The following is a 25,439-nucleotide window of genomic DNA, read 5'->3' on the forward strand; positions in this document are numbered from 1 at the left end:
ATGAGCAGCAGGTTAGGCATCCGCGATGACGCGTTCATGATCGAAAATCCCGGTCATTGACTATGAATCGATCGAATTTTTCGATCGATCGCCGCCGCGGGCCGGCACCGGAGGGCCGCCGTCACGCGTCGAGCGGCCGGCACCGCGCGACCGCATCGAAGAACGATGCGACCAGCCGGCTGTCGCGCCGCTCGCTCAGGCAGCACACGTGGATATGGGTTTCGACCGGATCGCCGTCGATGCGCAGCGGCCGCAGCCGCTCGTCGGGCACGTATTCGGCCTGCGACACGGTGCCGACGCCGAGCCCGCGCGCGACGGCTTCGCGCAGCGCCTCGCGGCTGCCGATGTCCATCGCAATGCGCGGCGTCAGGCCGGCCGCCTCCATCGCGTCTTCGAGCGCACGGCGCGTCGTCGAGCCCGGTTCGCGCATCAGCAGCGGCTCACCGGCCAGTTCGCGCAGCGTGATCGCATCGCGCGTCGCGAACGGATGCGTCGCGCGCACGAACGCGATCACCGGAAAGCTCGCATAGCGCTGCGTGAAGTAGCGCGCATCCTCGAACGCGCGCGCCACCACGCCGACGTCGCACACGTACTGGTCGAGATCGCGCAGCACGGTCTCCGAATTGCCGAGCGCGACCGACAGGTGCATGTGCGGATGAATCGCGTGATACGCCTCGATCATCTCGGTCACGTGGAACGGCCCGACCGAGCCGATCTTCAGCGAGCCGCGCTGCAATGCGCCGCTGTCGCGCAGCAGCGCGGCCGCATCGCTCTCGTCGCTGCAGATGCGGCGCGCGATCGGCAGGAATTCGAGCCCGACCGCCGACAGCTCGACGCGCCGGCCGCGCCGGTGGAACAGCTCGACGCCGTGTTCCTGTTCGAGCGTCTGAATTTGTGACGTGATCGTCGTCTGGCTGGTGGACAGCGCGCGGGCGGCCGCGGTGAAGCCGCCGTGCTGGACGACGGCGATGAAGCTGCGAAGCTGGGTGAGGGTCATGACGGACGGTCGATCGATCGGGAAATTCGTGCCGAATGCCGGACGGCATCGGGAAATTCAATGTATCGGCCGAATGTGACAAGCGCGTTCCTGCCACGTCGATGGCTTCACCGCATGAAGTGCGGTTTAATGCCCGATATCACCTGCATTAAGAGAGTTGAAATGCTCGATCTCGACGACCTGCGGCTCGTCCGCGCGATCGGCGCGTCGCGCTCGCTGGCCGCTGCCGCACGCCTGCTCGATCTCACGCCGCCCGCGGTCACGATTCGCCTGCAGCGGATGGAAGCGCGCCTGAACGCCCGGCTCGCGGTGCGGCAGCCGAAAGGGATTGCGCTGACGGACGAAGGGCAGCGGCTGTACCAGGAAGCCGTCGAGATTCTGGAGCGCGTGGAGGCGCTGCCGGTCAGCATCGCGGGCGACCACGGCGACGTGCAGGGCACGCTGCGCGTCGTCGCCCCGCTCGGCTTCGGGCGCAAGTACGTCGCGCCGATCGTGCGCGACGTGCAGCGTGCGCATCCGAAGCTCGAAATCTCGCTGCATCTGTCGGACAGCCCGTTGACCAGCGCACCGGGGGCCGACGTGGTCGTCCACGTCGGCAGCCTCAAGTCGTCGTCGTGGGTCGGCTATCCGCTCGCGCCCAACGAGCGCTTCCTGTGTGCGAGCCCGGCTTACGCGCGCCGCACCAAGGACCTGAACCATCCGTCCGATCTCGCGCGATACGACTGCCTGTGCCTGCGCGAGAACGACGAGGACATCCCGCGCTGGCGGTTCTCGCCCGATGGCGACGTCAAGGGCGAGTCGCGGCGGCCTGCCGTCATTCGCGTCACCGGCGCGCTGTCGTCGAACGACGGCACCGTCATCACCGAATGGGCGTTGGCCGGGCTCGGCATCGTCGAACGCTCCGAGTGGGACGTCGCCCCGCTGCTGGCGAGCGGCAAGCTCGTCCGGTTGTTGCCGGGCTGGCGCCTGCCGCCCGCGCCGGTGACGGCACTGTTGCCGTCTCGAACCGGCCGTTCCGCGCGGCAACGGGTGTTTCTCGACGCCGCACGGCAGTTTCTCGATCCGCCGCCGTGGCGCTCCAACGCATGAGTCGCGCCGTGGCCCGATCGATTCAACAGATTAAATGACGCTTAATGGCAAATTAGTCCCGCGTTAAACACGGTGCTTGCCAACCGCCCTACTGTGTCCACGTCGACAATCTCCCCATCGAACGCATCGTGGACATTCAATCCCTCAACACCCCGGCCGCCTTGATCGATGTCGGCCGCATGCGCGCCAACATCGACCGCATGCAGACGCATCTGGACGCGCTCGGCGTCACGTTCCGCCCGCACGTCAAGACCACCAAATGCCGGCATGTCGTCGACGCGCAGATCGCGGCCGGCGCGCAGGGCATCACGGTGTCGACGCTCAAGGAGGCCGAGCAATTCTTCGCGGGCGGCGTCCGCGACATCGTCTATGCGGTCGGCATGGTGCCCGCCAAGCTTGGCCACGCGCTTGCGTTGCGCCGGCAAGGCTGCGACCTGAAGATCGTCGCCGACAGTTTGCCGGCCGCCCATGCCATCGCCCGGTTCGGGCGCGAACATGGCGAGCGTTTCGACGTGTGGATCGAAGTCGACGTCGACGGCCACCGCTCCGGCATCCCGCCCGACGCCGGCCTGCTGATCGACGTCGGCCGCGCACTGGTCGACGGCGGGATGACGCTTGGCGGCGTGCTGGCCCATGCGGGCTCCAGCTACGAGTACGACACGCACGAAGCACTGGTCGCGATCGCCGAACAGGAGCGCAGCCGCACGGTGCGGGCCGCGGAGCGCCTGAGAGCCGCCGGGCTGCCCTGCCCGGTCGTGAGTATCGGCTCGACGCCCAGCGCGCTGTCGGCGCAACGCCTCGACGGCGTGACCGAGGTGCGCGCCGGCGTTTACGTGATGTTCGACCTCGTGATGCACAACATCGGCGTATGCGGACTGTCCGATATCGCGCTGTCGGTGCTGACGACCGTGATCGGACACCAGGAAGAGAAAGGCTGGGCGATCGTCGATGCGGGCTGGATGGCAATGAGCCGCGACCGCGGCACGCAGCGTCAGGCGCGCGATTTCGGCTACGGGCAGGTCTGTACCGAAGGCGGCGATGTGCTCGGCGACTACGTGATGAGCGCGGCCAATCAGGAGCACGGGATCGTGTCGCGCACGGGCACGCCGGACACGGGCATCGCGCAGCGGTTTCCGATCGGCACGCGCCTGCGCATCCTGCCGAATCACGCGTGCGCCACCGGCGCGCAGCACCCGGAATATCAAGCCCTCGACGAAGACGGCATCGCGCAGGCCTGGCCGCGCTTCTACGGATGGTAGGCAACACGCGTCATCGACACGTCTTGCACATACGTTGACTATTTGTCTAAATCTGGACACACTTTAAACCTTGCCGTTTCACCGTGCGCCGGAAAGGCGTATCCGACATGCCGACAGACGCCCGACTCCTCCTTCTCGACCGCGATGCCGTCGAACCCGCCCTTCAGGCCGAGCAGGTGATGGCGGCGGTCCGCGAAGCCTTCGTGCTGCACAGTCAGCGGGCCGGACGCGTGTTCCCGGTGGTGCGCGAGAAGCTGCACACCGGCGGCGTGTTCGGCATCAAGTCGGGGGACGTCGCGGGCCAGGACCTGCTTGGTTTCAAGGCGGCCGGGTTCTGGCCCGGCAACCGGCGCCTCGGCGGCGAGCCGCATCAGGCCACCGTCGCGCTGTTCGATCCGGCCACGGGCCGCCCGCTGTGCATCATGGACGGCAATGCGATCACCACGGCCCGGACCGGCGCCGCCGGCGGCCTCGGGCTGCAACAGCTGGCCCGCCGCGACAGCACGCGGATCTGCGTGTTCGGCACGGGCGTGCAGGCGCGCGTCCAGCTCGACTACGCGCTCCGGCTGCTGCCGCAACGGTGCACCGTGCAGTACGTGAACGTCAGCGGCGAGCCCGACCCGGTGTTCGAATCGGCCTTCCTGTCGCGATGCACGATCGGCGTGGCACGCGACCGGAACGACGCGGTAACTCACAGCGACGTGGTGATCACGGCAACGCCCGGTGGCGGCGCGCTGTTCGACGCGGATGCCGTGCAGCCGGGCACGCATCTGACCTGCGTGGGCGCCGATACGGCAGGCAAGCGCGAACTCCCGGCCGGCCTGCTGGAACGCGCGCGCATTTTCGTCGACGATCACGATCAGGCGCGCAGCATCGGCGAGTGCCAGTGGGCGCCGGATTTGCCGCGCACCGAAATCGGTGACATCCTCGCCGGTGCGGCATCGGTCGACCGTGCCGCGCACGAGATCACCGTCTTCGACATGACGGGGCTCGCGCTTCAGGACCTGACCGTCGCGCGCTTCCTGTATCGGCACGCCCTCGACAACGGCACCGGAACCGCCGTTCCGTGGCCGTGGTAAGCAACCCTCCTCGTTCAACCGCCATGCGTCTGACCAAAGTTTCCGCCCTCTCCTTCGATCTCGACGACACCCTGTGGCCGTTCGGGCCGTCGGTCATACGAGCCGAGGCGATGCTGCGCGCATGGTTGATCGAGCACGCTCCCAATACCGAGAGCGTGCTGCCCACGCAACAGGCGTTGAGCGAACTTCGTGAGGAATACGAACGGTTGCGCCCGGACCTCGCCGGCGATTTTCGTGCGATGAGAATCGGGTCGATCCGCATCGCACTGGAGCGCGCGAACGAAGATGTCTCGCTGACCGACCGGGCATACGACGTGTTCTACGCGGCACGGAACCGCGTCGAATTCTACGAAGACGCGTTGCCTGCGCTGGCGTGGTTGAGCGCCCGCTTTCCGTTGATTGCCGTGACCAACGGCAACGCGGATCTCCGGCTGACCGGCGGCGGCGAATTCTTCCGCACGACGCTCAGCGCGCGCGCATTCGGCTTCGCGAAGCCGGAACCCGAAATCTTCCATGCGGCGGCGGACGCACTCGACGTGCGTCCGGCCGAACTGCTGCACGTCGGCGACGACTTCCACCTCGATATCGTCGGCGCGTTGAACGCGGGGCTTCAGGCTGCGTGGGTGGTTCGCGATACGCATCCGGAAACGGAGCGAGCGCAGCAGCAGGCCGCCACGCCGCACCTTACGCTCAGCGACCTGTCGATGCTGTGTCGCGCGCTCGGCGGGCCCGACGACGTAGCGTGAGCGCAAGGGCCCGCGTGCGCCGCGTTCGCGACGCATGCTCCACCGCCATGAAATGCGGCCTGCCGCCGTTCACCGACTGCACAAACGGAGGGGCCGTCCAGGCCGATGCGGCCCATGACCGATCGCCGCGCGTTCACGCTGCCTTGCGTGCGTCCGCGATCCGCTGCGGCGCCTTCGGCCGCGCGTAAAGCCGTTCGAGATACGCGCGCAGCTGCGGGAACGGTTCGATCAGGTGGCATTCGCTCGCCCAGTCGATCAGGTAGGCCGTCACGCAATCGGCCACCGTCAGCGAATCGCCGACGATGAATTCGCGCCCTTCGAGATGCTTGTCGAGGATCGCGGCCATCGTCGCGAAATCCTCGCGCGCCAGTTCGATGTCGGCCGGCGAGCGCTTCTCCGGCGGATAGATGAACGAATGCCGCGTGATCCGCCACAGCGGCTGCTCGAGCTCCGTCACCGCGAACATGACCCAACGGTAGGCCTGCGCGCGCAACGCCGGATCGACGGGCAGCAGCGCCTTCTCCGGATACTTGTCCGCGAGATACAGCACGATCGCGGCCGACTCGGGAATCACGAGGTCGCCGTCCACCAGCACGGGCACCTTGCCAGCCGGATTGAGGCGCAGGAATTCGGGCCGCTTGTGCTCGCCCTGGAGCAGGTTGACCGACACGAATTCGAAATCCGCATCCAGTTCCTTCAGCCCCCACAGCGCGCGCTGCGAACGCGTGCCGGCAAATCCGTAAAGCTTCATCGCCAATCTCCATCCAGAATGTCGTGAAAAGTCCGCACGCGGGCCACGGCGCATCGACGCGACGCGCGGCACCACGGGTCGCTCACGCGCCGGGAATCGCCAGCACCGGCATCACGTCGATCGCCACGCCCGGGAACAGCGTGAAATGCGGATGGCCTTCGAACAGCGCGGCCGCTGCATCGTGCGACGCCGCGCGCACGACGGTAAAGCCGCTCAACGCGTTGGCCGTGTCCTTGATGCCGCCTGCGTCGATGGTCTTGGTCTTGCCGAGCGGCCCGCCCATCTCGACGATCGCGTCGCGATGCCGGTCGACCCATGCATGCCACGCGGCAATGCCGTCGCGCTCGCGCGTGCGCCGCTCTTCCTCCGGAAGCGCCACCCACGCCTTCATGGCCGGGCTATCCTGGGTCCCGAGAAATACGGCGAGATACAACTGCTGTTGCGCACTCATGCCTTCTCCTCCGATGACGGGCGTGACGGGCTGCCGCGCCTCGACCTTGACAAGATAGGTTGATATCAACACAATTGCAACATGGCACGAAAAGAAAAGCTTCCTTTCGAAACGACGCTGATGGTGCGCGATTGCTGCCTGTGCCTGCACATGCAGCGCGCGGCGCGCAATCTTGCGCGCATCTTCGACGATGCGCTGCGTCCGCTCGACCTCACCAACGGCCAGTTTTCGCTGCTGATGTCGCTGAACCGGCCGCAACCGGCCCCGATGAAATCGGTCGCGTCGCTGCTCGCGATGGACCGCACCACGCTCACCGCCGCGCTCAAGCCCCTCGAGCGGCGCGGCCTCGTGACGATCGTGCAGGACCCGGATGACCGGCGCAGCCGCCTGCTCGAACTGACGCCGGCCGGCCACGACCTGCTCGCCGAGGCGTTCCCGCTGTGGCAACAGACGCATGCTGACATCGAGCGCCCGTTCGCGCCGGGCGAAGTCGATCAGTTGCGTGGCCAGCTGCGTGCGCTGTCGGTCGATCCGGCTGCGCGCGACTGAGCCGGCGCGCGGCGGTCGCTCGCTTCCTGCCATTCCTTGTCAGTTGTCATTGCGCGAATGCTTCGCGGCGCCCGATTCGGTGGCAATATCGCTCGGCACGACAACCGATCCGGTATTCACAAGGAGGGACGAGCATGGGCAGCAACGAGAAAGGCGCGTATTTCCGGTCGCTTCACCGCGCGGGCCAGCCGCTGGCGCTGTTCAACGTGTGGGACGCCGGCAGTGCGCGCACGGTGGCCGACGCGGGCGCCGTCGCGCTGGCGACCGGCAGCTGGTCGGTCGCGGTGGCGAACGGCTTCGTCGACGGCGAACAGATGCCGCGCGCGTTGATGATGGAGGTGCTCGAGCGGATCACGCGCGCGACGGACCTGCCCGTCACCGTCGATCTGGAAAGCGGGTACGGCGAGCGGCCGGACGATGTCGGCGACACGATCACGCTGAGCATCCAGGCCGGCGCGATCGGCTGCAATCTCGAAGACAGCGTTCCGGCGACGGGTGAATTGCGCGACGCGGCCGAAGCGGCGGCCCGTATCGCGGCGGCCCGGCAGGCAGCCGATCGCGCGGGCGCCGACTACTTCATCAACGCGCGTACCGACGTGTTCTTCAAGGCAGCCGCCGATACGCACGACGAACGCTTGCTCGATGCGACGCTCGCTCGCGCTCGCGCCTATGCGGCGGCCGGCGCCGACGGTCTGTTCGTGCCGGGCCTTCGCTCGCCGGCGCTGATTCGCGCGCTGACGGCCGCATCGCCGCTGCCCGTGAACGTGATGCGCGTGTCGGAAACGCCGACGCTCGCGGATTTTGCCGACTACGGCGTGGCACGCATCAGCCACGGGCCGTATCCGTACCTGCAGGCGATGAAGACGCTGGCTTCGATGGTCAAGCAAGGCGGTTAGCAGATGCGCGGGACGGCGGGCGCCCTGTCGCTCGTCAAACGATTACATCCCATGTAATTGGCGCGCGACAGGCACGCTCCTACGCTTCGGGTGTCCCGCCGCCATTCCGGCGGCGCTCATCGCCCCGGAGACGTCATGTCCGCCTATCCGCTTCATACGATCGATTCCGCACCGGCCAAATCGAAGCCCGTCCTCCAGCAACTCCAGCAAACCTTCGGCGTCGTCCCGAACATCGCGGCGGCCATGGCCGCGTCGCCGGTGCTGATCAACGGCTTCATCGGCCTGTTCGAGCGCGTGCACGCCAGCAGCCTCACCGAGCCGCAGATCCAGACGCTGCTGCTCACCAACGCGGTCACGAACGCAAGCGAATGGCCGGTCGCGTTCCACACCGCGCTCGCGCTGAAACAGGGCGTGCTTCCCGGCGATGTCGATGCGATCCGGCACGGCAACCTGCCCGCCGACGCGAATCTGGCCGCGCTGTCGGCCATCGCGCGCAAGCTGATCGACACGCGAGGACGGATCGCCGACGCCGACCGGCAGGCGTTCCTCGACGCCGGATTCAGCGCCGAGCAGTTGCTGGAAGTGATCGCTGTCGTCGCCGCGTCGACGATCACGAACTACGTCGGCAGCGTCACACGGCCCGCGCTCGAAGCGCCGTTCAATGCATTCGCGTGGCATGCGCGTGCCGTGTGAGTCCGATATAGTCGTTCGCGTCGATCACGGAACGACCAGGGACATCCGATGAACGCCAGCCGCCGCGATCCGGACACGCCGCCGCACGAACTGGGCCAGTTGCTGCGCTACTGGCGCGACGTGCGCGGCGTGAGCCAGCTCGACCTGTCGCTCGACGCGGGGATCTCGCAACGCCAGATCAGCTTCATCGAAAGCGGGCGCAGCGTGCCGGGCCGCGACACGCTGCTGACGCTTGCGCAGACGCTGGACGTGCCGCTGCGCGAGCGCAACGCGCTGCTGCTCGCGGCCGGCTATGCGCCGGTGTATTCGGAAGCGCCGTGGGATGCGCAGGAGATGCACGGCGTGATCCGCGCGCTCGAACGTGTCGTGCGCCAGCACGAGCCGTTTCCGGCGATCGTGATGGACCGGCACTGGAACGTGTTGATGACCAACGATGCGGCGCCGCGCTTTTTTGGCTGCTTCATCGACATGGCTGCGCGCGAAGGCCCGCGCAACCTGCTGCGCCTGATGTTCGATCCGCTCGGCATGCAGCCGTTCGTCGCCGACTGGGACACCGTGTCGCGCAGCCTGCTGCAGCGCGTGCATCGCGAATCGGTCGGCCGCGTGATCGACGACGAAACCCGGCAGTTGCTCGACGACCTGCTCGCCGCCCCCGAGGCGCCGCGTGACTGGAAAACGCCACCGGCGCCGGCCGCGTCGCCGTCGCTGCCGGTCATTCCGATCGGCTTCATTCACGACGGCGTCGTGCTGCGCTACTTCTCGCTGGTCACGACGGTCGGCACGCCGCAAAGCGCGGCCGCGCAGGAACTGCGCATGGAGTGCATGTTTCCGGCGGACGACGCGACCGACGCGCGCCACCGGCAGTTGCTCGGCGCGCACGCGCCGGTGCGCTGAGCGGCGGGCCGCCCGGCCCGCCGGTACCGGTCATTCCGCGAGTGCGGACACCACGCCGACGCGCTTCGGCACGCCGGTCACGATCGTTGCAACGGCAACGGCCAGCACGACCGCCGCGCCGACGAACACGCCGGCCGCGCCGTTCGCGTCGAACACGACGCCGCCGGCCGCCGCACCCGTCGCGATCGCCAGCTGGATCGCCGCGACGATCAGCCCGCCCGCGCTCTCGGCCTCGTCGGGCACGGTACGCGTGACCCACGTCGACCACGCGACGGGCACGCCGCCGAACGCCATCCCCCACAACGCGACGAGCACCGCGTCGATCATCGGCGCGCGGCCGAGCACGACGAGCGCGATGCCGAGCACGACCATCAACGCGGGCATGCCGATCAGCATCGGCCGCAACCGGTGTTCGAGCACGCGGCCGGCCAGCGACGTGCCGACGAAGTTCGCGATGCCGTAGCCGAGCAGGATCGCCGACAGCCCGTTCACGCCGACCCCGGCCACCTGCTCGAGGAACGGCCGCAGATACGTGAAGAACGCGAAATGCCCGGTGAACACGAGGATCGTCGCGAACATCCCGAGACCGACGGTCGGCCGGCGCAGCACGTCGATCAGCGTGCGCAGCCGCGTCGTGCCGCTCGGCGGCATCGACGGCAGCGTGAGGATCTGCGACACGAACGAAAGCCCGCCGAGCGCGGCCGCGATCAGGAACACGTTGCGCCAGCCGATCAGGTGGCCGAAGTAACTGCCCATCGGCGCGGACGCGATCGTCGCGACCGCCACGCCACTGAAGATGATCGACAGCGCGCGCGGCACCATCGACGTCGGTACGAGCCGCATCGCGGTGGCCGTCGCCATCGTCCAGAAGCCGCCGAGCGCGATGCCAAGCACGACGCGGCCGATCAGCAGCGTCGTCAGGTTCGGCGCGAACGCGACCGCCAGATTCGACGCCACGAGCAGCACCGAGAACACGAGCAGCACGCGCCGCCGGTCGATCGTGCGCGTCAGCGCCGAGATCAGCAGGCTCGTGACCAGCGCGACCGTCGCGGTGGCCGTGACGGCCTGTCCGGCCACGCCTTCGGTCACGCCGAGGCTGTCGGCCATCGGCGTCAGCAGGCTCGCCGGCAGGAATTCGGCCGTAACGAGCGCGAACACGCCGAGCGTCATCGCGAATACCGCGCCCCAGGCCGGTTCGCGGGGGGCCGCCGTCGAGGCGGCCGAGGAGATTCCGGGATTCATGCGTGGTTCCGTGTCGGTTAGGGAAAATACTGATGAGGGCGTATCGTAAGGAACCACGTCAGGACGGTCTATGACATACAATCCGCACTTATTGATCGAACGTCCGAATCTCGATATGTCCGAACCGCTTCTGCCCCCGATTCCCGATGTGCACGACCTCGTCAGCGAGCTTCTGCTGGGGATGCGACTGAGCGGCGTGCAGTACCGCCGGATCCAGGTCGCGCGGCCGTTCGGGCTGAATTTCGGCCATGTGACGGGCCGCGCGCAGTTCCATTTCGTCGTGCGCGGGCCCGTGCTGCTGCGCGATGCGTCGGGCGACACGACGCGGCTCGAGGCCGGCGACGCGATCCTGCTGCCGCACGGCCGCGTGCACGCGCTGGTGTCCGACGCGGATGCGCCGTGCCGCGAGCTGAACGGCTTCGAGGTCGCGAAGATCTGCGATACGGTCGCGTCGGTGGCGTCGGCCGGCGCATCGCCGGCCGGTTGCGCGACGACCGAACCGGGCGCAGGCGATGCGCTGATCTTCAGCGCGTGCATGGAGCTCGATCTCGGCGGCATGCAGCCGCTGGTCGGCACGATGCCCGAGTTCATGCACGTCGGCACCCTGCTCGCGCGCTACCCGGAAATCCGCCCGATGCTCGACGCGATGGAACGCGAAGCGTGCACGGCGCGCGCGGGCTTCGCGGGCATCCTCGCGCGGCTCGCGGATGTGGTCGCTGCGTTCATCGTGCGCGGCTGGGTCGAGTGCGGATGCGGTGACGCGACGGGCTGGGTGCAGGCGCTGCGCGAGCCGAAGCTCGGCCGCGCGATCGTCGCGCTGCATCGCGACCCGGGGCGCAACTGGAGCGTCGCGGAACTCGCAACCGAAGCGGGCGTGTCGCGCTCGGTGTTCGCCGAACGGTTTCTCGCGGCCACCGGGATGACGCCCGTGCGCTACCTGACCGATCTGCGGATGCGGCTCGCCGCGCAGTGGATCGCACGCGATCACGAGACGATCGAAGCCGTCGCGTACCGGCTCGGCTACGGTTCGCTGGCCGCGTTCAGCCGTGCGTTCAAAAGGGTGGTCGGCAAGCCGCCGGGCGCGGTGCGCGCGGATGGCGAGGTGCGTGTCGAAGCGTAGCGGCCGGCGTCACGTCGGCGCTCAACCGCCGCCCCTCGCTTCGAGCTTGTCGATCAGCGCCGTCGCGCACTGCACGGCAAGCGCCGCACACTGCTGCGCATCCACGGCTGCGCCGTTCGCGACGACGCCCTGCACGATCCTGCCCAGCAAGTCTTTCGAGAGATCGGCGATCTCGTGATCCCGTTCCGTCATGATGTCCTCCTGCACGTCGGCCGGCTCCGGCCATTCGCCCGTGCGTAGCGAACGTCGTGCCCACGCCGCTCAACGCTGCTTCGCCCGCACGACGATCTGTGCCTGCGTATCGCGCTCGATGCGCTCGAGCGACGCACGCAGCGCGGTAAATTCGTCGGGCGTACACACCTGGCGGCCGAAATCCGCCTTCATCCGCCGCGTGACCTGCACGACGCGCGCGGCTGCATCGAACACGTAATGCGACGTGAAGTCGACGAAGCCGTCGTGCACGGCTGCGTCCGGCGGCAGGTCGGTCACGACGACACCGGCCGGCAAGGCAATCTGGCCCGTCTCGTCGAACGTGCCGCCCAGGCAGCCCCAAGGCTGCGTGCGCACGGGCTCGGCCAGCCAGCTCTCGACCTGCGTCGCGATACCGCCCGTGAGGCTCGACAGCGCGGGCAAGGCGGTCGTGCCATCGGGCCATACGAAATGATCGAGCGTGCCCGCGACGGTCACGTCGAACGGCCCGTCGGTCACGCGCCGGTCGCTGGTCGACAATTGCGCGCGGCCGCGCAGGCCGCTTTGCCGCAGACGTTCGGTCGCGAGCTGATCGATGCGGTCGTGCGGCGCGCGACGAAAGAGGTTACGTTCGAGTTCCGCCGTCCAGCCGCTGTCCTCGACGTACGCATGAAAACGCGTGGCGCCGGGCTGCGCGGCGTCGATCTCGACACTCGCCACGCGGCCACGCGGCTGCGTAGCCGGCGTGCGCGACAGCACGCCCGTGTCGACCAGCAGCGCCGGGCGATCCATCACGATCGGCGGCAGGTAGCCGAACGCGATGCCGGCCGTCGTCGTATCCGCGTAAAGCGCGAGATCGGGCAGCCACGTGATCGCGTGATTGATCGCTCCGCCGCCGTAACCGGGCACCGACGGCAGCGTGTACACCGAACCGAGATTGATCAGCACCGGCTCGCTGCGAATGCCGATCGCCGCGAGCAGCGCACCGAACAGCGCGACATGATCCTTGCAATCGCCATAGCGGTTGCGCAGGATGTCCGTCGCGCGATGCGGGGCGGCGGCCGTTTCGCCGAGGAACAGCCCGACGTAGCGCACGTTCGCCTGCACCCAGTCGTACAGGATGCGCGCCTTGTCGCGCGGATCGGCGGCATCGGCGGTGAGCGCACGCGCCAGCTGCACGACGGCCGGATCGCCCGCGCTCGGGTCGACAGCCGCGTTGCGGTAGCGTGCGGCGAATGCCGCGTAGTCGGGCAGCGTCGAGACGACGAGGCGGTCGCCGTAGGTCGGGTAGCCGACCGCGCCGCTCTCGATGCGGTCGTACGGGCCGTGCCGGTAATCGAATTCGTAGCGCGTGCGGCCGTTCGCCGTGACCGGCGGCAGCGCGACGTAGCCGCGCGCATCCGCGTACAACGGCATGTCGGCCGGCACGTCGAAGATCAGCCGCTGGCTGTCGACGGGCTCGCGCGACGGCTCGACGTAGTAGCCGAAGTAGCCGCGATTGACGGGCTTCGTGCGCGTCTTGCGGAACGCCACGCGCGTGCTGGACCCGGCTTCGACGCCGGGAAACACGACGGTGCGCAACAGCCCGTCCTGAAACGTCGGCGCGCCGGCCGAGCGCGGCTCCTGCACGTCGCGAATGCCGTCCGCGCCGACCGGATGCGCGACGCCTTCGCGGTCGATCGTCTCGGCCGCGAGCAGGTCGACCTGCTCGAGATTCTTGTCGAACCATACGTAGCGCTGCGCGACCGCGTCGATACCGTTCGCGTTGTTCGCGCGCAGGATCGAATCGTCGTGCTCGTCGAGCGAGCCGTCGTGCTGGATCACGAATTCGTGGACGTCGCTGACGAGCGTGACGGGGGCTTCGTCGGCAACATCGCTTGCGCCGTCCGCCGCCGGGCCCGCGCCCGTCGTCGCATCGACGGCGTTCGACGCACCGAACGCAGCAGCGCATGCCAGCATCCAGCCGGCCAGACCGACAGAAAAGCGCACCACATCGCACCTCGTCGCGGTTCACGGAAAGCGCGGTTGCGCAGCGATCAGGGGCAACCGCGCGACACTCGTGCGGCCAGTGTGGGCGACGCATACGCACGCGTCAAGCCGGTGCCCGCCGGCCTAGAATGAGACATGAAAGCGTCGTCGCGTGCAGCCACCGGCATACGCCCGATCGCCGAACGCTGACGAAGGATCGCACGCCTGCGACCGGGAGGCATCATGGAAAACGGGATCGTGGAAGTCGTCGTACTGCTGGCGTTTGTCGCGCTCGCCGTGCTGTTCTTCGTCAAGCGTCCGGAGCGCGACCGGCTGCGGGCCAAATTCCGTCATCCACCGCTACGGCGGCCTCACCGCCCGCATCGGCATCATCAGCCCTGACGGCTGCAACCGGCAGTCGCCCACGCGCTTGCCGCACCACGTCAAGCGAGCGTGTGCGTGCCGCGATGCTAGCCGACATTCATCGGCAGCAACACCATCTGCTTGCCCTCGACATGCAGCCGCGCCTGCAATTCGACCGGCGTCTGATTGTGCAGCCACGCGGTCAGGAAATTCACGCGCCGGAAGATCAGCTTGCTCGCGAAGCACACCGCGTTCGGATAGTCGTCGAGCGTCGACGACGCGAGGTTCATGAATTCGACGACGGGGTTCGTGCCGAATGCGATCCTGTAGTCGGCCGCGATGCCGTTGCGGCGGCAGTGCGCGACATAGTAGTCGAGCGATTCGGTGATCGCGTGGCGCAGCCGTTCGAGATGTTCGTGCCCGTCGTACGCCTTCGCATCGACTTCGCCGACCGCGAGGAAGATCACATTGCGGAAGTGGCCGGGAAACAGCCGGTTGACCCACAGCAGCGCGTGCATGCTCGCGCCGCGATGCTTGCCGACCAGCAGCACGGCGGTCGGCTGCGACGGGTCGGGCTTGCCCGGCGCGGTGGCCTCGTCCACTTCGGGCGGCTTGCCGGAGAACAGCGCGTCCTCCTTCGCGAGCTGCGTGCGCGTATCCGCATAGTGGCGGTTGATCATGAAGCACAGCGCGATCACCGCACTCGTCACGAGCACCGTGAGCCAGCCGCCCGCCGTGAACTTCTCGATCAGCGTGATGACGAGCACCGTCGCCGTCACGCTCAACCCGAGCGCGGAAAGCAGGAAATGCTTGAGCCAGCCGCGCTCGCTGCGGTGTCGCCACCAGTACGTGCACAGCCCGAGCAGCGACATGCTGAACGTGAGGAACACGTTGATGCTGTACAGCACGACGAGCACGTCGACGTTGCCGTGCGTCCACAGCAGGATCAGCAGGCTCGACAGGCCGACGACGATGATGCCGTTCTGCCGCACGAGGCGTGTCGACAGGTCGCGGAAATGGCGCGGCACCCACGAATCGGACGCCATGTTCGACAGCACGGCGGGGCCGTCGAGGAAGCCCGTCTGCGCGCCGACCAGCAGCAGCCCGGCTTCGAACGCGAGCACGGCCGCGAGCAGCGCATGGCGCGCGAACGCCGAGCCGAGCCCGAGATGATCGATCACGCTGCCGAACACGACCGCGTTGAGCGTCTCGCCTTCGACGGGCCGCGCGTGCCACAGCATGTACAGCAGGATGATGCCGCCGGCCGTGAACGCGAGAGACGTCGACATGTACCACATCGTCACCTTGCCGTTCGGCACGCGCGGATCGGCGAGCATGTTCACGTTGTTCGATACGGCCTCGAGGCCGGTATAGGTGCCGCCGCCCAGCGAGAACGCGCGCATCAGCAACGCGAGCATGACGAACACGCCGACCGACTGCGACATGCCGTGCGCCTCGCGCACGGCGTCGGGCACGATCATCGCGAGGTTGCTGCCGTGCACGGCGACGCCATACACGATCAGCCCGAAATGCAGCACGACGAAGCCGATGAAGATCGGCAGCATCACCATGATCGATTCGCGCATCCCGCGGAAGTTGAGCCCGGTCATCAGCAGGATCAGCACGATCTCGGTCGTGAGCTTGAACGCCTGCGCACTGGCCGGCAGCAGGCTGAAGAACGCGTCGACGCCGCTCGCGAGCGACGTCGCGACGGTCAGCACGTAGTCGACCAGCAGCGCGGCGCCCGATACCAGCCCCGGCTTCGACCCGAGCAGCGACGTCGCGACGCGATAGCCGCCGCCGCCCGTCGGGAACAGCTCGATCACCTGGTTGTAGCCGAGCGCGATGATGAAGACGGTCGCCGCGGTTGCAAGCGCGAGGAACAGCGCGAGCGGCGTGTGGTGCGCGAGCGCGAGGAACGCCTCTTCCGGGCCGTAGCACGACGACGACAGCCCGTCGGCGCCGAGCCCGACCCAGGCCAGGAGCGGCGTCACGGCGATCGCATGCCGCGTGCGCGGATCGAGCGGGTCCAGCGGTTTTCCGACCAGCAGCTGCCACACCTTCTGGAATGCGGTCATGGTCCCCTCCCGGAACGCCGGGTGCCACGCGCGGCGTGATCCTTTAAAGCTAATCGACGCACGCGCGCGGCGCCAGTCCGCACATTCCATAGGCCCCGACTGCCGGCCTGACGCCGCTTTCAGCGTGTAAGCGCACGGCGCCGGCGGTCGTGCACTGGAACGGCCGTTTGAACACGTGTGCGCGAGCCGGCGAACCCGCCGCCGGCCGCGCTTCCCGCCCGTACCAGCCGCGTTGGGCCCGCCGGCCGCGGCCTCCCGATCCCGGTCCGTCCGCCCGCCGCCTCCCGTCCCACTCGCCTGAACGCAATCGCTGCCCGCGTCCCGGTCGTGCGTTGTTCCCCGCAGTTCGTCTTTTGTGCGCGCGCAACAATGGCGATGCCTCGCGCCCGGCCCCTGCGGGCAACCCATTTCCCGCATGGCGCCGGGCGCGGCGGTCTTCAAAAACCACATCTCACGAGGACATACCATGCAACTCCAATCCCATCCGGCGTGCCGCCCGTTTTACGAAGCCGGCGAACTGTCGCAACTGACTGCCTTTTACGAAGAGGGCCGTAATGTCATGTGGATGATGCTGCGATCGGAGCCGCGGCCGTGCTTTAACCAACAACTCGTTACCGACATCATCCATCTCGCGCGCGTCGCTCGCGACTCGGGCCTCAGGTTCGACTTCTGGGTGACGGGCTCGCTCGTCCCCGAGCTGTTCAACGTCGGCGGCGACCTGAGCTTCTTCGTCGACGCGATCCGCAGCGGCCGGCGCGACCAGCTGATGGCCTACGCGCGCTCGTGCATCGACGGCGTGTACGAGATCTACACGGGCTTCGGCACCGGGGCGATCTCGATCGCGATGGTCGAGGGCAGCGCGCTCGGCGGCGGCTTCGAGGCCGCGCTCGCGCACCACTACGTGCTTGCGCAGAAGGGCGTGAAGCTCGGGTTTCCGGAGATCGCGTTCAACCTGTTCCCGGGCATGGGCGGCTATTCGCTCGTCGCGCGCAAGGCCGATCGGAGCCTCGCGGAGCAACTGATCGCGACCGGTGAAGCGCATGCATCCGAGTGGTACGAGGATCGCGGCCTGATCGACCAGACGTTCGATGCGGGCGACGCGTATCTCGCGACGCGCACCTTCATCGACGTGACGAAGCCGAAGCTGAACGGCGTGCGCGCGATGCTGCGCGCCCGCGAGCGGGTGTTCCAGCTATCGCGCTCCGAGCTGATGGACATCACCGAAGCATGGGTGCATGCGGCGTTCACGATCGAGCCGAAGGACCTCGCGTACATGGAACGCCTGGTGATGCTGCAGAACCGGCGCGTGTCGAAGCTGCGCACGGTGTAATGCGACGGGCGCCGCCGCTTGCGGGCGGCGCCTTTTCATGAACGAGGCTCAGGCGATCAGCCTGAGCTTCCTCGTCTCCGCGAGCCACGCCTCGAACGCCTGCGCCGGCATCGGCCGCGCGTAGTAGTAGCCCTGCGCGTGATCGACGTCGAGCTGCTTGAGGAAATCGGCTTCCGCATGCGTTTCGACGCCTTCGGCGACCACCGCGAAATTCAGCGCCTTCGCAAGCGACACGACCGAGCGCACCAGCGCCTGCGAGCGCGGGTTGCGGTCGATGCCCGTGATGAAGGTGCGGTCGAGCTTGATCGCGTCGAGCGGCAGGCGCGACAACTGCGACAGCGATGAATAGCCGGTGCCGAAATCGTCGAGATGGATCTCCGCGCCGAGCTGGCGGAACTGCCGCATCAGCCCGATCGCCGCCTCCTCGTCCTCGATGAAGCAGCTCTCGGTCAGCTCGATGTCGAGCAGGCCGGGCTTCAGCCCCGCGCCGTCGAGAATCGAAGCGAACTGGTGCACGATGTTCATGTCCTGCAACTGCCGCGCGGACAGGTTCACCGCGATCCGGATGCCTAGCCCCTTCGCCTTCCACGCGGCGGCCTGCGCGGCCGCGGTGCGCATCACCCAGCGCCCGAGCGGTGCGATCAGCCCCGATTCCTCCGCGAAGCGGATGAACTCGACCGGCGCGACGAGCCCGCGATCGGGCGACTGCCAGCGGATCAGCGCCTCGACGCCGTTCACGTCGCCCGTCGCGATATCGACGACCGGCTGGTAGTGCAGCACGAACTGCTCTTCCTCGAGCGCCTTGCGCAGGTTCGTGTCGAGCCACATGTACTTCGCGACCTTCTGGTTCATCTCCAGCGAGAACACGCGGTACGTATGCTTGCCTTCTTCCTTCGCGACGTACATCGCGGTGTCGGCGCTGCGGATCAGCGTCTCGAGCGAATCGCCGTGCTGCGGATGCATCGCGATGCCGATCGAGCAGCTCGTATAGACCTCCATCAGCCCGAGATGGATCGGCGTGCGCAGCCGCTCGAGGATGATCTGCGCGGTCGCTTCGAGCAGCGGCCGCGTGCCGTGCTCGAACAGCACGAGGAACTCGTCGCCGCCGAGCCGCGCGAGCGTCGCGCCGGACGGCAGACAGCCGCTGATGATCGACGATACGTCCTGCAGCAGGCGGTCGCCGGTAATGTGCCCGTAGTGATCGTTGACGCGCTTGAAGTTGTCGAGGTCGAGGAACAGGATGCCGACCTGGCCGCGCGTGTCGGGGCTCTCCGCGTCGATCGCCGCGCGGATCCGCTCGCTGATCGCATGGCGGTTCGGCAGCCCGGTGAGCACGTCGGTGTTCGCGAGTTCGGTGAGCCGATGCTGCGCGTTGCGCTCCTCGGTGATGTCGATGCCCGAGCAGATCAGGAACTGCTCTTCGATGCCGCTGCCGCTCTGCACGAACTTGTTGCGGAACTGGAACAGGCGCGGCCCGTTGACCGTGTTGATGTAGCGCTCGACCGCGTACGACTGGTTGCTCGCGAAAAAGCCCGTGATGTTGGTGCGCGACTGCGCGCCCTGCTCGGGGCTCATGAACAGCTCGAACGCGCTGCGGCCGATCACGTCGACCTCGCGCTTGCCCGTCACTTCCTCGCACAGGCGGTTGAAGCGCTGCACCATCCCGTTGCGGTCGAGGATCACGACGAGCGAATTCACTTCGGACACGACCTGCTCGGCAAACGCGAGCCCGTGCGCGAGATCGCCCGCGACGGACACCGTATCGGAATAGGCCGAGGCCGTGCCGGCCCAGTCGGTCGTGTTGAGCTTCTTGCCGACGAGATGGAGGCTGATCGGATTACCGAACAGCGCGATGTCGAGCACGAGGTGCGACGTGACGCCCGTCAGCGCCCGGATGCGCGCGGCCTGCTCGCCCGTCAATGCAACGGCGACGTTGGTCAGGCCGCGCACGGCGGCCAGTTCGAGCGCGTTGCTGTCGCTGCCGAGACGCCAGCAGGGGCTGCGCGTACCGACATGCGCCTCGAGCACCGCGCTATCGTTTTCGTCATCCATGGAGCGCCCCGATCCAGAAAAAACGCACAGTGTAGACGGAGGCGAGTGGGCCGACCGCCTTCCCGGGACGCGCAGTGCGCGTGCCCGGCAAGCCAGCCGTGATTGCGGTAACAGCAGTCCTCGTCCCGTACTTGTTTCCAGCTAATGCGACCCGGCGTTCGCGCGTGAATGCGCGCAGGTTCTGCCTAACGAATGATGATAGCCATCTTATCAAATGACGATGAGTATTGGCACTCACATTTAGAGCAGAGTGTCAAGGAATCGGGACTCGATTGGCAAGCCGGATTTTTCATGATTGGCGGCATCCAAAAGACCGGATGCGGCACTGCGGGACGAATCGGGTTGAATCGGCTGAATGCCTTTCCAGTCATGGGTTTGTGGGCGGCTCCACCAAATCGGGATACTGCGGCGGAGACGCCGTTCGGACAGGGTCGGATCGCGTCCAGGCGATCCGGTTTTCCGTCATTTTTGATTCCGTTTGTGCGTGAATTCGTTGTTTTATTCCACAGTCCGTTGCAATGTTTTTCGGGCGACCGGCGTGGGCGACCGGCTCGGGCGACCGGCGTGGGCGACCGGCGCGGGCATCCGCGCCGGTTGCACCGGTCAGCCCGCCGCGCCGTAGCCGCCGCCGCCCGGCGTTTCGACGACGAACACATCGCCCGGCGCCATCTGCGCACGGCCGATGTGGTCGAGCGCCTCGACCGTGCCGTCCGCCCGCTCGATCGTGTTGCGGCCGAGCGCGCCGGCTTCGCCGCCCGCCGCGCCGAACGGCGCGTGGATCCGGTTGTTCGACAGGATCGACGCGGTCATCGGCTCCAGGAAGCGGATCCGCCGCACCGCGCCGTCGCCGCCGCGCCAGTGCCCGCCACCGCCCGAACCGGCGCGGATCCGGTGCGAGTCGAGCCGCACCGGGTAGCGCCATTCGAGCACCTCCGGATCGGTCAGCCGCGAGTTCGTCATGTGCGTCTGCACCGCGCCGACGCCCGCGAAGCCGTCGCCGGCACCGCTGCCGCCCGCGATCGTCTCGTAATACTGGTATTGAGCGTTGCCGAACGTGAAGTTATTCATCGTTCCCTGGCTCGACGCGACGCAGCCGAGCGCGCCGTACAGCGCGTTGGTGATGGCCGACGACGTTTCGACGTTGCCCGACACGACGGCCGCCGGATACTCGGGGTTCAGCATCGAGCGGGCCGGCACGATCACCGTCAGCGGCTTCAGGCAGCCGGCGTTCAGCGGGATATCGTCGCCGACCAGCGTGCGGAACACGTACAGCACGGCGGCCATGCAGACGGCCTTCGGCGCATTGAAGTTGTTGTCGAGCTGCGCGGACGTGCCGGTGAAGTCGATTTCGGCACACCGCGCCGCGCGGTCGACGCGGATCGCGACGCGAATCTGGGCGCCGTTGTCGAGCGGATACCGATACGCGCCGTCCTGCAGCGCGCCAATCACGCGCCGCACGGCCTCTTCCGCGTTGTCCTGCACGTGCCCCATGAACGCGAGCACGACGTCGCGGCCGAACAGTGCAACCATCCGGCGCAGTTCGTCTACGCCCTTCTGGTTCGCGGCGACCTGCGCGCGCAGGTCGGCCATGTTCTGCTCGACGTTGCGCGCCGGGTAGCGGCCCGATGCGAGCAGCGCGCGGGTTTCGGCATCGCGCAGCACGCCGGCCGACACGAGCTGCCAGTTGTCGATCAGCACGCCTTCTTCGTCGATATGCGTCGAATCGGGCGGCATCGAGCCGGGCGTCGTGCCGCCGATGTCCGCGTGGTGGCCGCGCGAGCCGACGTAGAACAGCGGCGTATCCGAGCCGTCGGCAAAGACCGGCGTGATGACCGTCACGTCCGGCAGGTGCGTGCCGCCGTGATACGGGTCGTTCAGCATGAAGACGTCGCCGTCGCGCATCCGGCCGCGGTTGCGCTCGATCACCGTGCGGATGCTCTCGCCCATCGAGCCGAGGTGCACGGGCATGTGCGGCGCATTCGCGATCAGGTTGCCGTCGCCGTCGAAGATCGCGCACGAGAAGTCGAGCCGCTCCTTGATGTTCACCGAGTACGCGGTGTTCTGCAGCCGCAGCCCCATCTGCTCGGCGATCGACATGAACAGGTTGTTGAAGATCTCGAGCCGCACCGGGTCGGCGTCGGTGCCGAGCGAGCGGCGCGTCGGCAGCGGCGTCGTGCGCGTCAGCACGAGGTTGCCCTGCGCGGTCATCTCCGCCCGCCAGCCGGGCTCGACGACGGTCGTGCCGTTCTTCTCCGCGACGATCGCCGGGCCGTCGATCACGTCGCCGGCCAGCAGCGTGTCGCGCACGTACAGCGCCGCGTCGTGCCACCGGCCGCCAGAATGGAAGCGCACCGCGGAATCGGCGCGGGGTGTCGCGCCATCGCCCGCCCCGCGCGGCGCCAGCGACGCGATGTCGACCGGCGCGTCCGAACGGCCGATCGCCTCGACCGACGCAAGCTCGGCGACGAGCGGCGTGCCGGGCATCAGGAACGCGTAGCGCTGCCGGTACGCGGCCTCGAACGCCTGCTGCATCGCGTCGACACTGCCGGCCGGCACGTCGAGCGCCGAATCGGTGCCCTGATAACGCAGGTGCACGCGCCGCTCGGTCGCGATCCGCTCCGGCGGCACCCCTTGTTCGAGCAGCGCGCCGACGGCCTCGTCGGCCAGCCGGTCGAGCGCCGCGTTCAGCGCCGGCAACGATGCGTCGGACAGCACGGCCTCGACCGCGCGCTCGCGCATCGCCGTCTGGTCGGCAAGACCCATCCCGTAGGCGGACAGCACGCCCGCGAGCGGATGCGCGAACACCTGCGTCATCCCGAGCGCGTCGGCCACACCGCATGCGTGCTGGCCGCCCGCGCCGCCGAACGTCGTCAGCACGTAACGCGACACGTCGTGGCCGCGCTGCACGGAAATCTTCTTGATCGCGTTCGCCATGCTGCCGATCGCGATCTCCAGGAAGCCTTCGGCCAGCGCCTCGGGCGTCTCGCGCCGCCCCGTCGCCGCGTGGATCTCGTCGGCGAGCGCCGCGAACTTCGCGACCACGCCGTCGCGGTCGAGCGGTTCGTCCGCATGCGGGCCGAACACGCGCGGAAAATAATCGGGCTGGATCTTGCCGAGCATCACGTTGCAGTCGGTGACCGTCAGCGGGCCGCCGCGCCGGTATGCGGCCGGCCCCGGGTTCGCGCCGGCCGATTCGGGCCCGACGCGCAGCCGCGCGCCGTCGAAGCCCAGCACCGAGCCGCCGCCGGCCGCGACCGTGTGGATGCTCATCATCGGCGCGCGCATCCGCACGCCGGCCACCTGCGTCTCGAACTCGCGCTCGAACTCGCCGTTGTAGTGCGACACGTCGGTCGACGTACCGCCCATGTCGAAGCCGATCACCTGGCCGAAGCCGGCCGCGCGCGCCGCACGCACCATCCCGACGATGCCGCCGGCCGGACCCGACAGGATCGCGTCCTTGCCCTGGAACGCATCGGCACGCGTCAGCCCGCCGCTGCTCTGCATGAACTGCAGGTTCACGCCCGGCATCTCGTGCGCGACCTGCTCGACGTAGCGGCGCAGGATCGGCGACAGGTACGCATCGACGACGGTCGTGTCGCCCCGCGACACCATCTTCATCAGCGGCGACACCTCGTGCGACACCGACACCTGCGTGAAGCCGATGCGGCGCGCGAGTTCCGCCAGCGCGCGTTCGTGCGCGGTGTAACGGTAGCCGTGGATCAGCACGATCGCGAGCGCACGCACGCCGCTGTCGAACACGCCGCGCAGCGACGCTTCGGCACCCTGAACATCGAGCGGCACGACGACGTCGCCATGCGCGCCGACGCGCTCGTCGATCTCGACGACGGTTTCGTACAGCGCATCGGGCAGCACGATGTCGAGGTCGAACAGGCGCGGCCGGTTCTGGTAAGCGATGCGCAGCACGTCGCGAAAGCCGCGCGTCGTCGCGAGCGCGGTGCGTTCGCCCTTGCGTTCGAGCAACGCGTTGGTCGCGACCGTCGTGCCCATCTTCACCATGTCGACGTGCGCGGGCGTGATCGGCTCGCCTGCCGCGAGGCCGAGCAGGTGGCGGATGCCGGCCACGGCCGCGTCGCGATACTGCTCGGGGTTCTCCGACAGCAGCTTGTGCGTGACGAGCGTGCCGTCGGGCCGGCGCGCGACGATGTCGGTGAAGGTGCCGCCGCGGTCGATCCAGAATTGCCAGCGTGCGGCGTCGGAGGGAACGGTGGAAAGGTGTCGGTCAGTCATGATGTCGGGTCGATGCGTCGTGGAATCGAGGGACGAGCGCCGCCGCACGGCGCGCGTCGCGCGCCGTGTCACGGTCTCGATGAAAGGGGAAGAAAAACGAAGGGCCGGCCGCCCTGCCGCTTACGCGGCGTCGAGTTCGCGGCCGCGGGTCTCGGGCAGCGTCAGCGCGGCGACGATCACCACGCCGTATGCGGCGACCGCGAAGATGCCGATGCTCGTGCCGAGCCCGTACTGCTTCGACAGCGCGCCGATCAGGAACGGGAACAGCGCACCGATCGCGCGGCCCACGTTGTAGCAGAAGCCCTGGCCGGAACCGCGCACGCGGGTCGGGAACAGTTCGGTGAGGAACGCGCCCATCCCCGAGAAGATGCCCGAAGCGAAGAAGCCGAGCGGGAAGCCGAGCCACAGCATCGACGCGTTGGTCAGGTTCAGCGACGTGTACGCGAACGCGATCACCATCGAGCCGACCGCGAACAGGATGAAGTTCGGCTTGCGGCCGAGGCGATCGGTCAGGTACGCACTCGTCAGGTAGCCGACCCACGAACCGAAGATGATCATCGCGAGATAGCCGCCGGTGCCCATCACCGTGAGGTGACGCTCGGTCTTCAGGAAGGTCGGCAGCCACGTCGTGATCGCGTAGTAGCCGCCCTGCGCGCCGGTGGTCAGCAGCGCAGCGCGCAGCGTCGTCGTGATCAGCTTCGGCGCGAAGATCTCGGTCAGGCGCGGCGCATCGGCCACTTTTGCCTGCGCGGCCTTCTCCTTCTCGTAGACGTCCGGCTCCTTCACGTAGCGGCGGATCGCGACGACCAGCAGCGCGGGCGCGAGCCCGACCAGGAACAGCGCGCGCCAGGCCTGCTCGGCCGGCAGCACCGAGAACAGCAGCGCATACAGCAATGCGCACAGCCCCCAGCCGATCGCCCAGCCCGACTGCACGAGGCCGACCGCCTTGCCGCGATCGCGGGCGCGGATCACTTCACCGATCAGCACCGCGCCGGCCGTCCATTCGCCGCCGAAGCCGAAGCCCATCAGCGCACGGGCCGCGAGCAGCTGGTGGTAGCTCTGCGCGAGCCCGCACAACGCGGTGAACACGGCGAACCACAGCACCGTGAGCTGCAGCGTGCGCACGCGGCCGATCCGGTCGGACAGGATGCCGGCGATCCAGCCGCCGAGCGCCGACGCGAGCAGCGTGATCGTGCCGATGAAGCCGGCGTCCGCGAGCGAGATGCCCCACGTCGCGACGAGCGTCGGGATCACGAACGACAGCATCTGCGTGTCCATCCCGTCGAGCATGTAGCCGACCTTGCAGCTCCAGAACGCGCGGCGCTCGCGCGGCTGCGCATCGGCGTACCACGAGAACAGGCCGCTGCGCTCGGGGCTCGCGGGCTCCACGGCGGGTGCCGCGAGGGTCTTGCTTTCCATGGTGGTGCTCCTGTCGTTATGCGCGT

The 25,439-nt window shown here is 68.0% G+C and carries 21 protein-coding genes; 11 read left to right on the plus strand and 10 right to left on the minus strand.

Annotated features, from left to right (window positions below; genetic code table 11):
* Positions 1-121: 121 nt before the first annotated feature.
* The gene (locus U5809_RS17500; protein ID WP_322087460.1) at positions 122-997 is read right to left on the minus strand and encodes a LysR substrate-binding domain-containing protein; all 876 of its coding nucleotides are present in this window, start codon (positions 995-997) and stop codon (positions 122-124) included.
* A 129-nt stretch (positions 998-1,126) separates the two neighbouring features.
* Between U5809_RS17500 and U5809_RS17505 the strand changes: the two genes are divergently transcribed.
* From U5809_RS17505 to U5809_RS17520, 4 genes are all read left to right on the plus strand, one after another.
* Positions 1,127-2,086: a LysR substrate-binding domain-containing protein gene (locus tag U5809_RS17505; protein ID WP_322087461.1), complete on the plus strand. Its 960-nt coding sequence runs from the start codon at positions 1,127-1,129 to the stop codon at positions 2,084-2,086.
* Between the two features lie 128 nt (positions 2,087-2,214).
* Entirely contained in the window at positions 2,215-3,345 is a 1,131-nt protein-coding gene (locus tag U5809_RS17510) for a DSD1 family PLP-dependent enzyme (RefSeq protein ID WP_322087462.1), read from the plus strand.
* Between the two features lie 107 nt (positions 3,346-3,452).
* Positions 3,453-4,424, plus strand: a complete 972-nt coding sequence (locus U5809_RS17515; RefSeq protein ID WP_322087463.1) for an ornithine cyclodeaminase family protein — start codon at positions 3,453-3,455, stop codon at positions 4,422-4,424.
* Between the two features lie 23 nt (positions 4,425-4,447).
* On the plus strand, positions 4,448-5,170 hold the full coding sequence (locus U5809_RS17520; RefSeq protein ID WP_322087464.1) for an HAD-IA family hydrolase: 723 nt from the start codon (positions 4,448-4,450) through the stop codon (positions 5,168-5,170).
* Positions 5,171-5,303: 133 nt separating this feature from the next.
* Here the strand turns inward: U5809_RS17520 and U5809_RS17525 are convergent, their stop codons facing one another.
* Positions 5,304-5,921, minus strand: coding sequence for a glutathione S-transferase family protein (locus U5809_RS17525; RefSeq protein ID WP_282507704.1), 618 nt, complete (start codon positions 5,919-5,921; stop codon positions 5,304-5,306).
* 82 nt (positions 5,922-6,003) lie between these two features.
* Positions 6,004-6,372 (minus strand): hypothetical protein, encoded by a 369-nt coding sequence (locus U5809_RS17530; RefSeq protein ID WP_282507705.1) that lies wholly within the window; start codon positions 6,370-6,372, stop codon positions 6,004-6,006.
* A gap of 81 nt (positions 6,373-6,453) precedes the next feature.
* On the opposite strand from U5809_RS17530, the gene U5809_RS17535 reads away from it, so the two are divergent.
* The 4 genes from U5809_RS17535 (at position 6,454) to U5809_RS17550 (ending at position 9,404) form a co-directional block, all read left to right on the plus strand.
* Positions 6,454-6,921 carry a MarR family winged helix-turn-helix transcriptional regulator gene (locus U5809_RS17535; protein WP_176046311.1) on the plus strand — a complete coding sequence of 156 codons (468 nt, stop codon included), beginning with the start codon at positions 6,454-6,456 and terminating at the stop codon, positions 6,919-6,921.
* Between the two features lie 134 nt (positions 6,922-7,055).
* Positions 7,056-7,817 (plus strand): isocitrate lyase/phosphoenolpyruvate mutase family protein, encoded by a 762-nt coding sequence (locus U5809_RS17540; protein WP_322087465.1) that lies wholly within the window; start codon positions 7,056-7,058, stop codon positions 7,815-7,817.
* Between the two features lie 135 nt (positions 7,818-7,952).
* Positions 7,953-8,510, plus strand: coding sequence for a carboxymuconolactone decarboxylase family protein (locus U5809_RS17545; RefSeq protein ID WP_322087466.1), 558 nt, complete (start codon positions 7,953-7,955; stop codon positions 8,508-8,510).
* Between the two features lie 48 nt (positions 8,511-8,558).
* On the plus strand, positions 8,559-9,404 hold the full coding sequence (locus U5809_RS17550; RefSeq protein ID WP_322087467.1) for a helix-turn-helix transcriptional regulator: 846 nt from the start codon (positions 8,559-8,561) through the stop codon (positions 9,402-9,404).
* A 30-nt stretch (positions 9,405-9,434) separates the two neighbouring features.
* Here U5809_RS17550 and U5809_RS17555 read toward each other — a convergent pair whose 3' ends face one another.
* Positions 9,435-10,646, minus strand: a complete 1,212-nt coding sequence (locus U5809_RS17555; RefSeq protein WP_282507709.1) for an MFS transporter — start codon at positions 10,644-10,646, stop codon at positions 9,435-9,437.
* 70 nt (positions 10,647-10,716) lie between these two features.
* On the opposite strand from U5809_RS17555, the gene U5809_RS17560 reads away from it, so the two are divergent.
* Positions 10,717-11,766 carry an AraC family transcriptional regulator gene (locus U5809_RS17560; protein ID WP_322087468.1) on the plus strand — a complete coding sequence of 350 codons (1,050 nt, stop codon included), beginning with the start codon at positions 10,717-10,719 and terminating at the stop codon, positions 11,764-11,766.
* Between the two features lie 21 nt (positions 11,767-11,787).
* On the opposite strand, the gene U5809_RS17565 is transcribed toward U5809_RS17560, so the two are convergent.
* Positions 11,788-11,958 carry a hypothetical protein gene (locus U5809_RS17565; RefSeq protein ID WP_322087469.1) on the minus strand — a complete coding sequence of 57 codons (171 nt, stop codon included), beginning with the start codon at positions 11,956-11,958 and terminating at the stop codon, positions 11,788-11,790.
* A gap of 69 nt (positions 11,959-12,027) precedes the next feature.
* Entirely contained in the window at positions 12,028-13,914 is a 1,887-nt protein-coding gene (locus U5809_RS17570) for a DUF3857 and transglutaminase domain-containing protein (protein WP_322087626.1), read from the minus strand.
* A gap of 252 nt (positions 13,915-14,166) precedes the next feature.
* Between U5809_RS17570 and U5809_RS17575 the strand changes: the two genes are divergently transcribed.
* Complete coding sequence (locus tag U5809_RS17575) at positions 14,167-14,325, plus strand: hypothetical protein (RefSeq protein WP_322087470.1); 159 nt, start codon at positions 14,167-14,169, stop codon at positions 14,323-14,325.
* A gap of 68 nt (positions 14,326-14,393) precedes the next feature.
* Here the strand turns inward: U5809_RS17575 and U5809_RS17580 are convergent, their stop codons facing one another.
* Positions 14,394-16,364 (minus strand): APC family permease, encoded by a 1,971-nt coding sequence (locus tag U5809_RS17580; RefSeq protein WP_322087471.1) that lies wholly within the window; start codon positions 16,362-16,364, stop codon positions 14,394-14,396.
* A 466-nt stretch (positions 16,365-16,830) separates the two neighbouring features.
* Here U5809_RS17580 and U5809_RS17585 point away from each other — a divergent pair, with 466 nt between their 5' ends.
* On the plus strand, positions 16,831-17,694 hold the full coding sequence (locus U5809_RS17585) for a crotonase/enoyl-CoA hydratase family protein (protein ID WP_322087472.1): 864 nt from the start codon (positions 16,831-16,833) through the stop codon (positions 17,692-17,694).
* A gap of 48 nt (positions 17,695-17,742) precedes the next feature.
* Here the strand turns inward: U5809_RS17585 and pdeR are convergent, their stop codons facing one another.
* The 3 genes from pdeR to U5809_RS17600 form a co-directional block, all read right to left on the minus strand.
* Complete coding sequence (gene pdeR / locus U5809_RS17590) at positions 17,743-19,746, minus strand: cyclic di-GMP phosphodiesterase (protein WP_282507713.1); 2,004 nt, start codon at positions 19,744-19,746, stop codon at positions 17,743-17,745.
* Positions 19,747-20,349: 603 nt separating this feature from the next.
* Positions 20,350-23,994: a hydantoinase B/oxoprolinase family protein gene (locus U5809_RS17595; RefSeq protein WP_322087473.1), complete on the minus strand. Its 3,645-nt coding sequence runs from the start codon at positions 23,992-23,994 to the stop codon at positions 20,350-20,352.
* 120 nt (positions 23,995-24,114) lie between these two features.
* On the minus strand, positions 24,115-25,413 hold the full coding sequence (locus U5809_RS17600) for an MFS transporter (protein WP_322087474.1): 1,299 nt from the start codon (positions 25,411-25,413) through the stop codon (positions 24,115-24,117).
* Positions 25,414-25,439: the final 26 nt, after the last annotated feature.

The sequence above is a fragment of the Burkholderia sp. BCC1999 genome (assembly GCF_905339975.1).
Classification (GTDB): domain Bacteria; phylum Pseudomonadota; class Gammaproteobacteria; order Burkholderiales; family Burkholderiaceae; genus Burkholderia.

Bases quoted from the DNA above. Each gene is read 5' to 3' on its own strand.
- U5809_RS17555 (WP_282507709.1), bottom strand. From the start codon at position 10,646: ATGAATCCCGGAATCTCCTCGGCCGCCTCGACGGCGGCCCCCCGCGAA.
- U5809_RS17515 (WP_322087463.1), top strand. From the start codon at position 3,453: ATGCCGACAGACGCCCGACTCCTCCTTCTCGACCGCGATGCCGTCGAA.
- U5809_RS17600 (WP_322087474.1), bottom strand. From the start codon at position 25,413: ATGGAAAGCAAGACCCTCGCGGCACCCGCCGTGGAGCCCGCGAGCCCC.
- U5809_RS17580 (WP_322087471.1), bottom strand. From the start codon at position 16,364: ATGACCGCATTCCAGAAGGTGTGGCAGCTGCTGGTCGGAAAACCGCTG.
- U5809_RS17595 (WP_322087473.1), bottom strand. From the start codon at position 23,994: ATGACTGACCGACACCTTTCCACCGTTCCCTCCGACGCCGCACGCTGG.
- U5809_RS17500 (WP_322087460.1), bottom strand. From the start codon at position 997: ATGACCCTCACCCAGCTTCGCAGCTTCATCGCCGTCGTCCAGCACGGC.
- U5809_RS17535 (WP_176046311.1), top strand. From the start codon at position 6,454: ATGGCACGAAAAGAAAAGCTTCCTTTCGAAACGACGCTGATGGTGCGC.
- U5809_RS17550 (WP_322087467.1), top strand. From the start codon at position 8,559: ATGAACGCCAGCCGCCGCGATCCGGACACGCCGCCGCACGAACTGGGC.
- U5809_RS17565 (WP_322087469.1), bottom strand. From the start codon at position 11,958: ATGACGGAACGGGATCACGAGATCGCCGATCTCTCGAAAGACTTGCTG.
- U5809_RS17570 (WP_322087626.1), bottom strand. From the start codon at position 13,914: ATGCTGGCATGCGCTGCTGCGTTCGGTGCGTCGAACGCCGTCGATGCG.
- U5809_RS17560 (WP_322087468.1), top strand. From the start codon at position 10,717: ATGACATACAATCCGCACTTATTGATCGAACGTCCGAATCTCGATATG.
- U5809_RS17585 (WP_322087472.1), top strand. From the start codon at position 16,831: ATGCAACTCCAATCCCATCCGGCGTGCCGCCCGTTTTACGAAGCCGGC.
- U5809_RS17530 (WP_282507705.1), bottom strand. From the start codon at position 6,372: ATGAGTGCGCAACAGCAGTTGTATCTCGCCGTATTTCTCGGGACCCAG.
- pdeR (WP_282507713.1), bottom strand. From the start codon at position 19,746: ATGGATGACGAAAACGATAGCGCGGTGCTCGAGGCGCATGTCGGTACG.
- U5809_RS17520 (WP_322087464.1), top strand. From the start codon at position 4,448: ATGCGTCTGACCAAAGTTTCCGCCCTCTCCTTCGATCTCGACGACACC.
- U5809_RS17545 (WP_322087466.1), top strand. From the start codon at position 7,953: ATGTCCGCCTATCCGCTTCATACGATCGATTCCGCACCGGCCAAATCG.
- U5809_RS17505 (WP_322087461.1), top strand. From the start codon at position 1,127: ATGCCCGATATCACCTGCATTAAGAGAGTTGAAATGCTCGATCTCGAC.
- U5809_RS17575 (WP_322087470.1), top strand. From the start codon at position 14,167: ATGGAAAACGGGATCGTGGAAGTCGTCGTACTGCTGGCGTTTGTCGCG.
- U5809_RS17525 (WP_282507704.1), bottom strand. From the start codon at position 5,921: ATGAAGCTTTACGGATTTGCCGGCACGCGTTCGCAGCGCGCGCTGTGG.
- U5809_RS17540 (WP_322087465.1), top strand. From the start codon at position 7,056: ATGGGCAGCAACGAGAAAGGCGCGTATTTCCGGTCGCTTCACCGCGCG.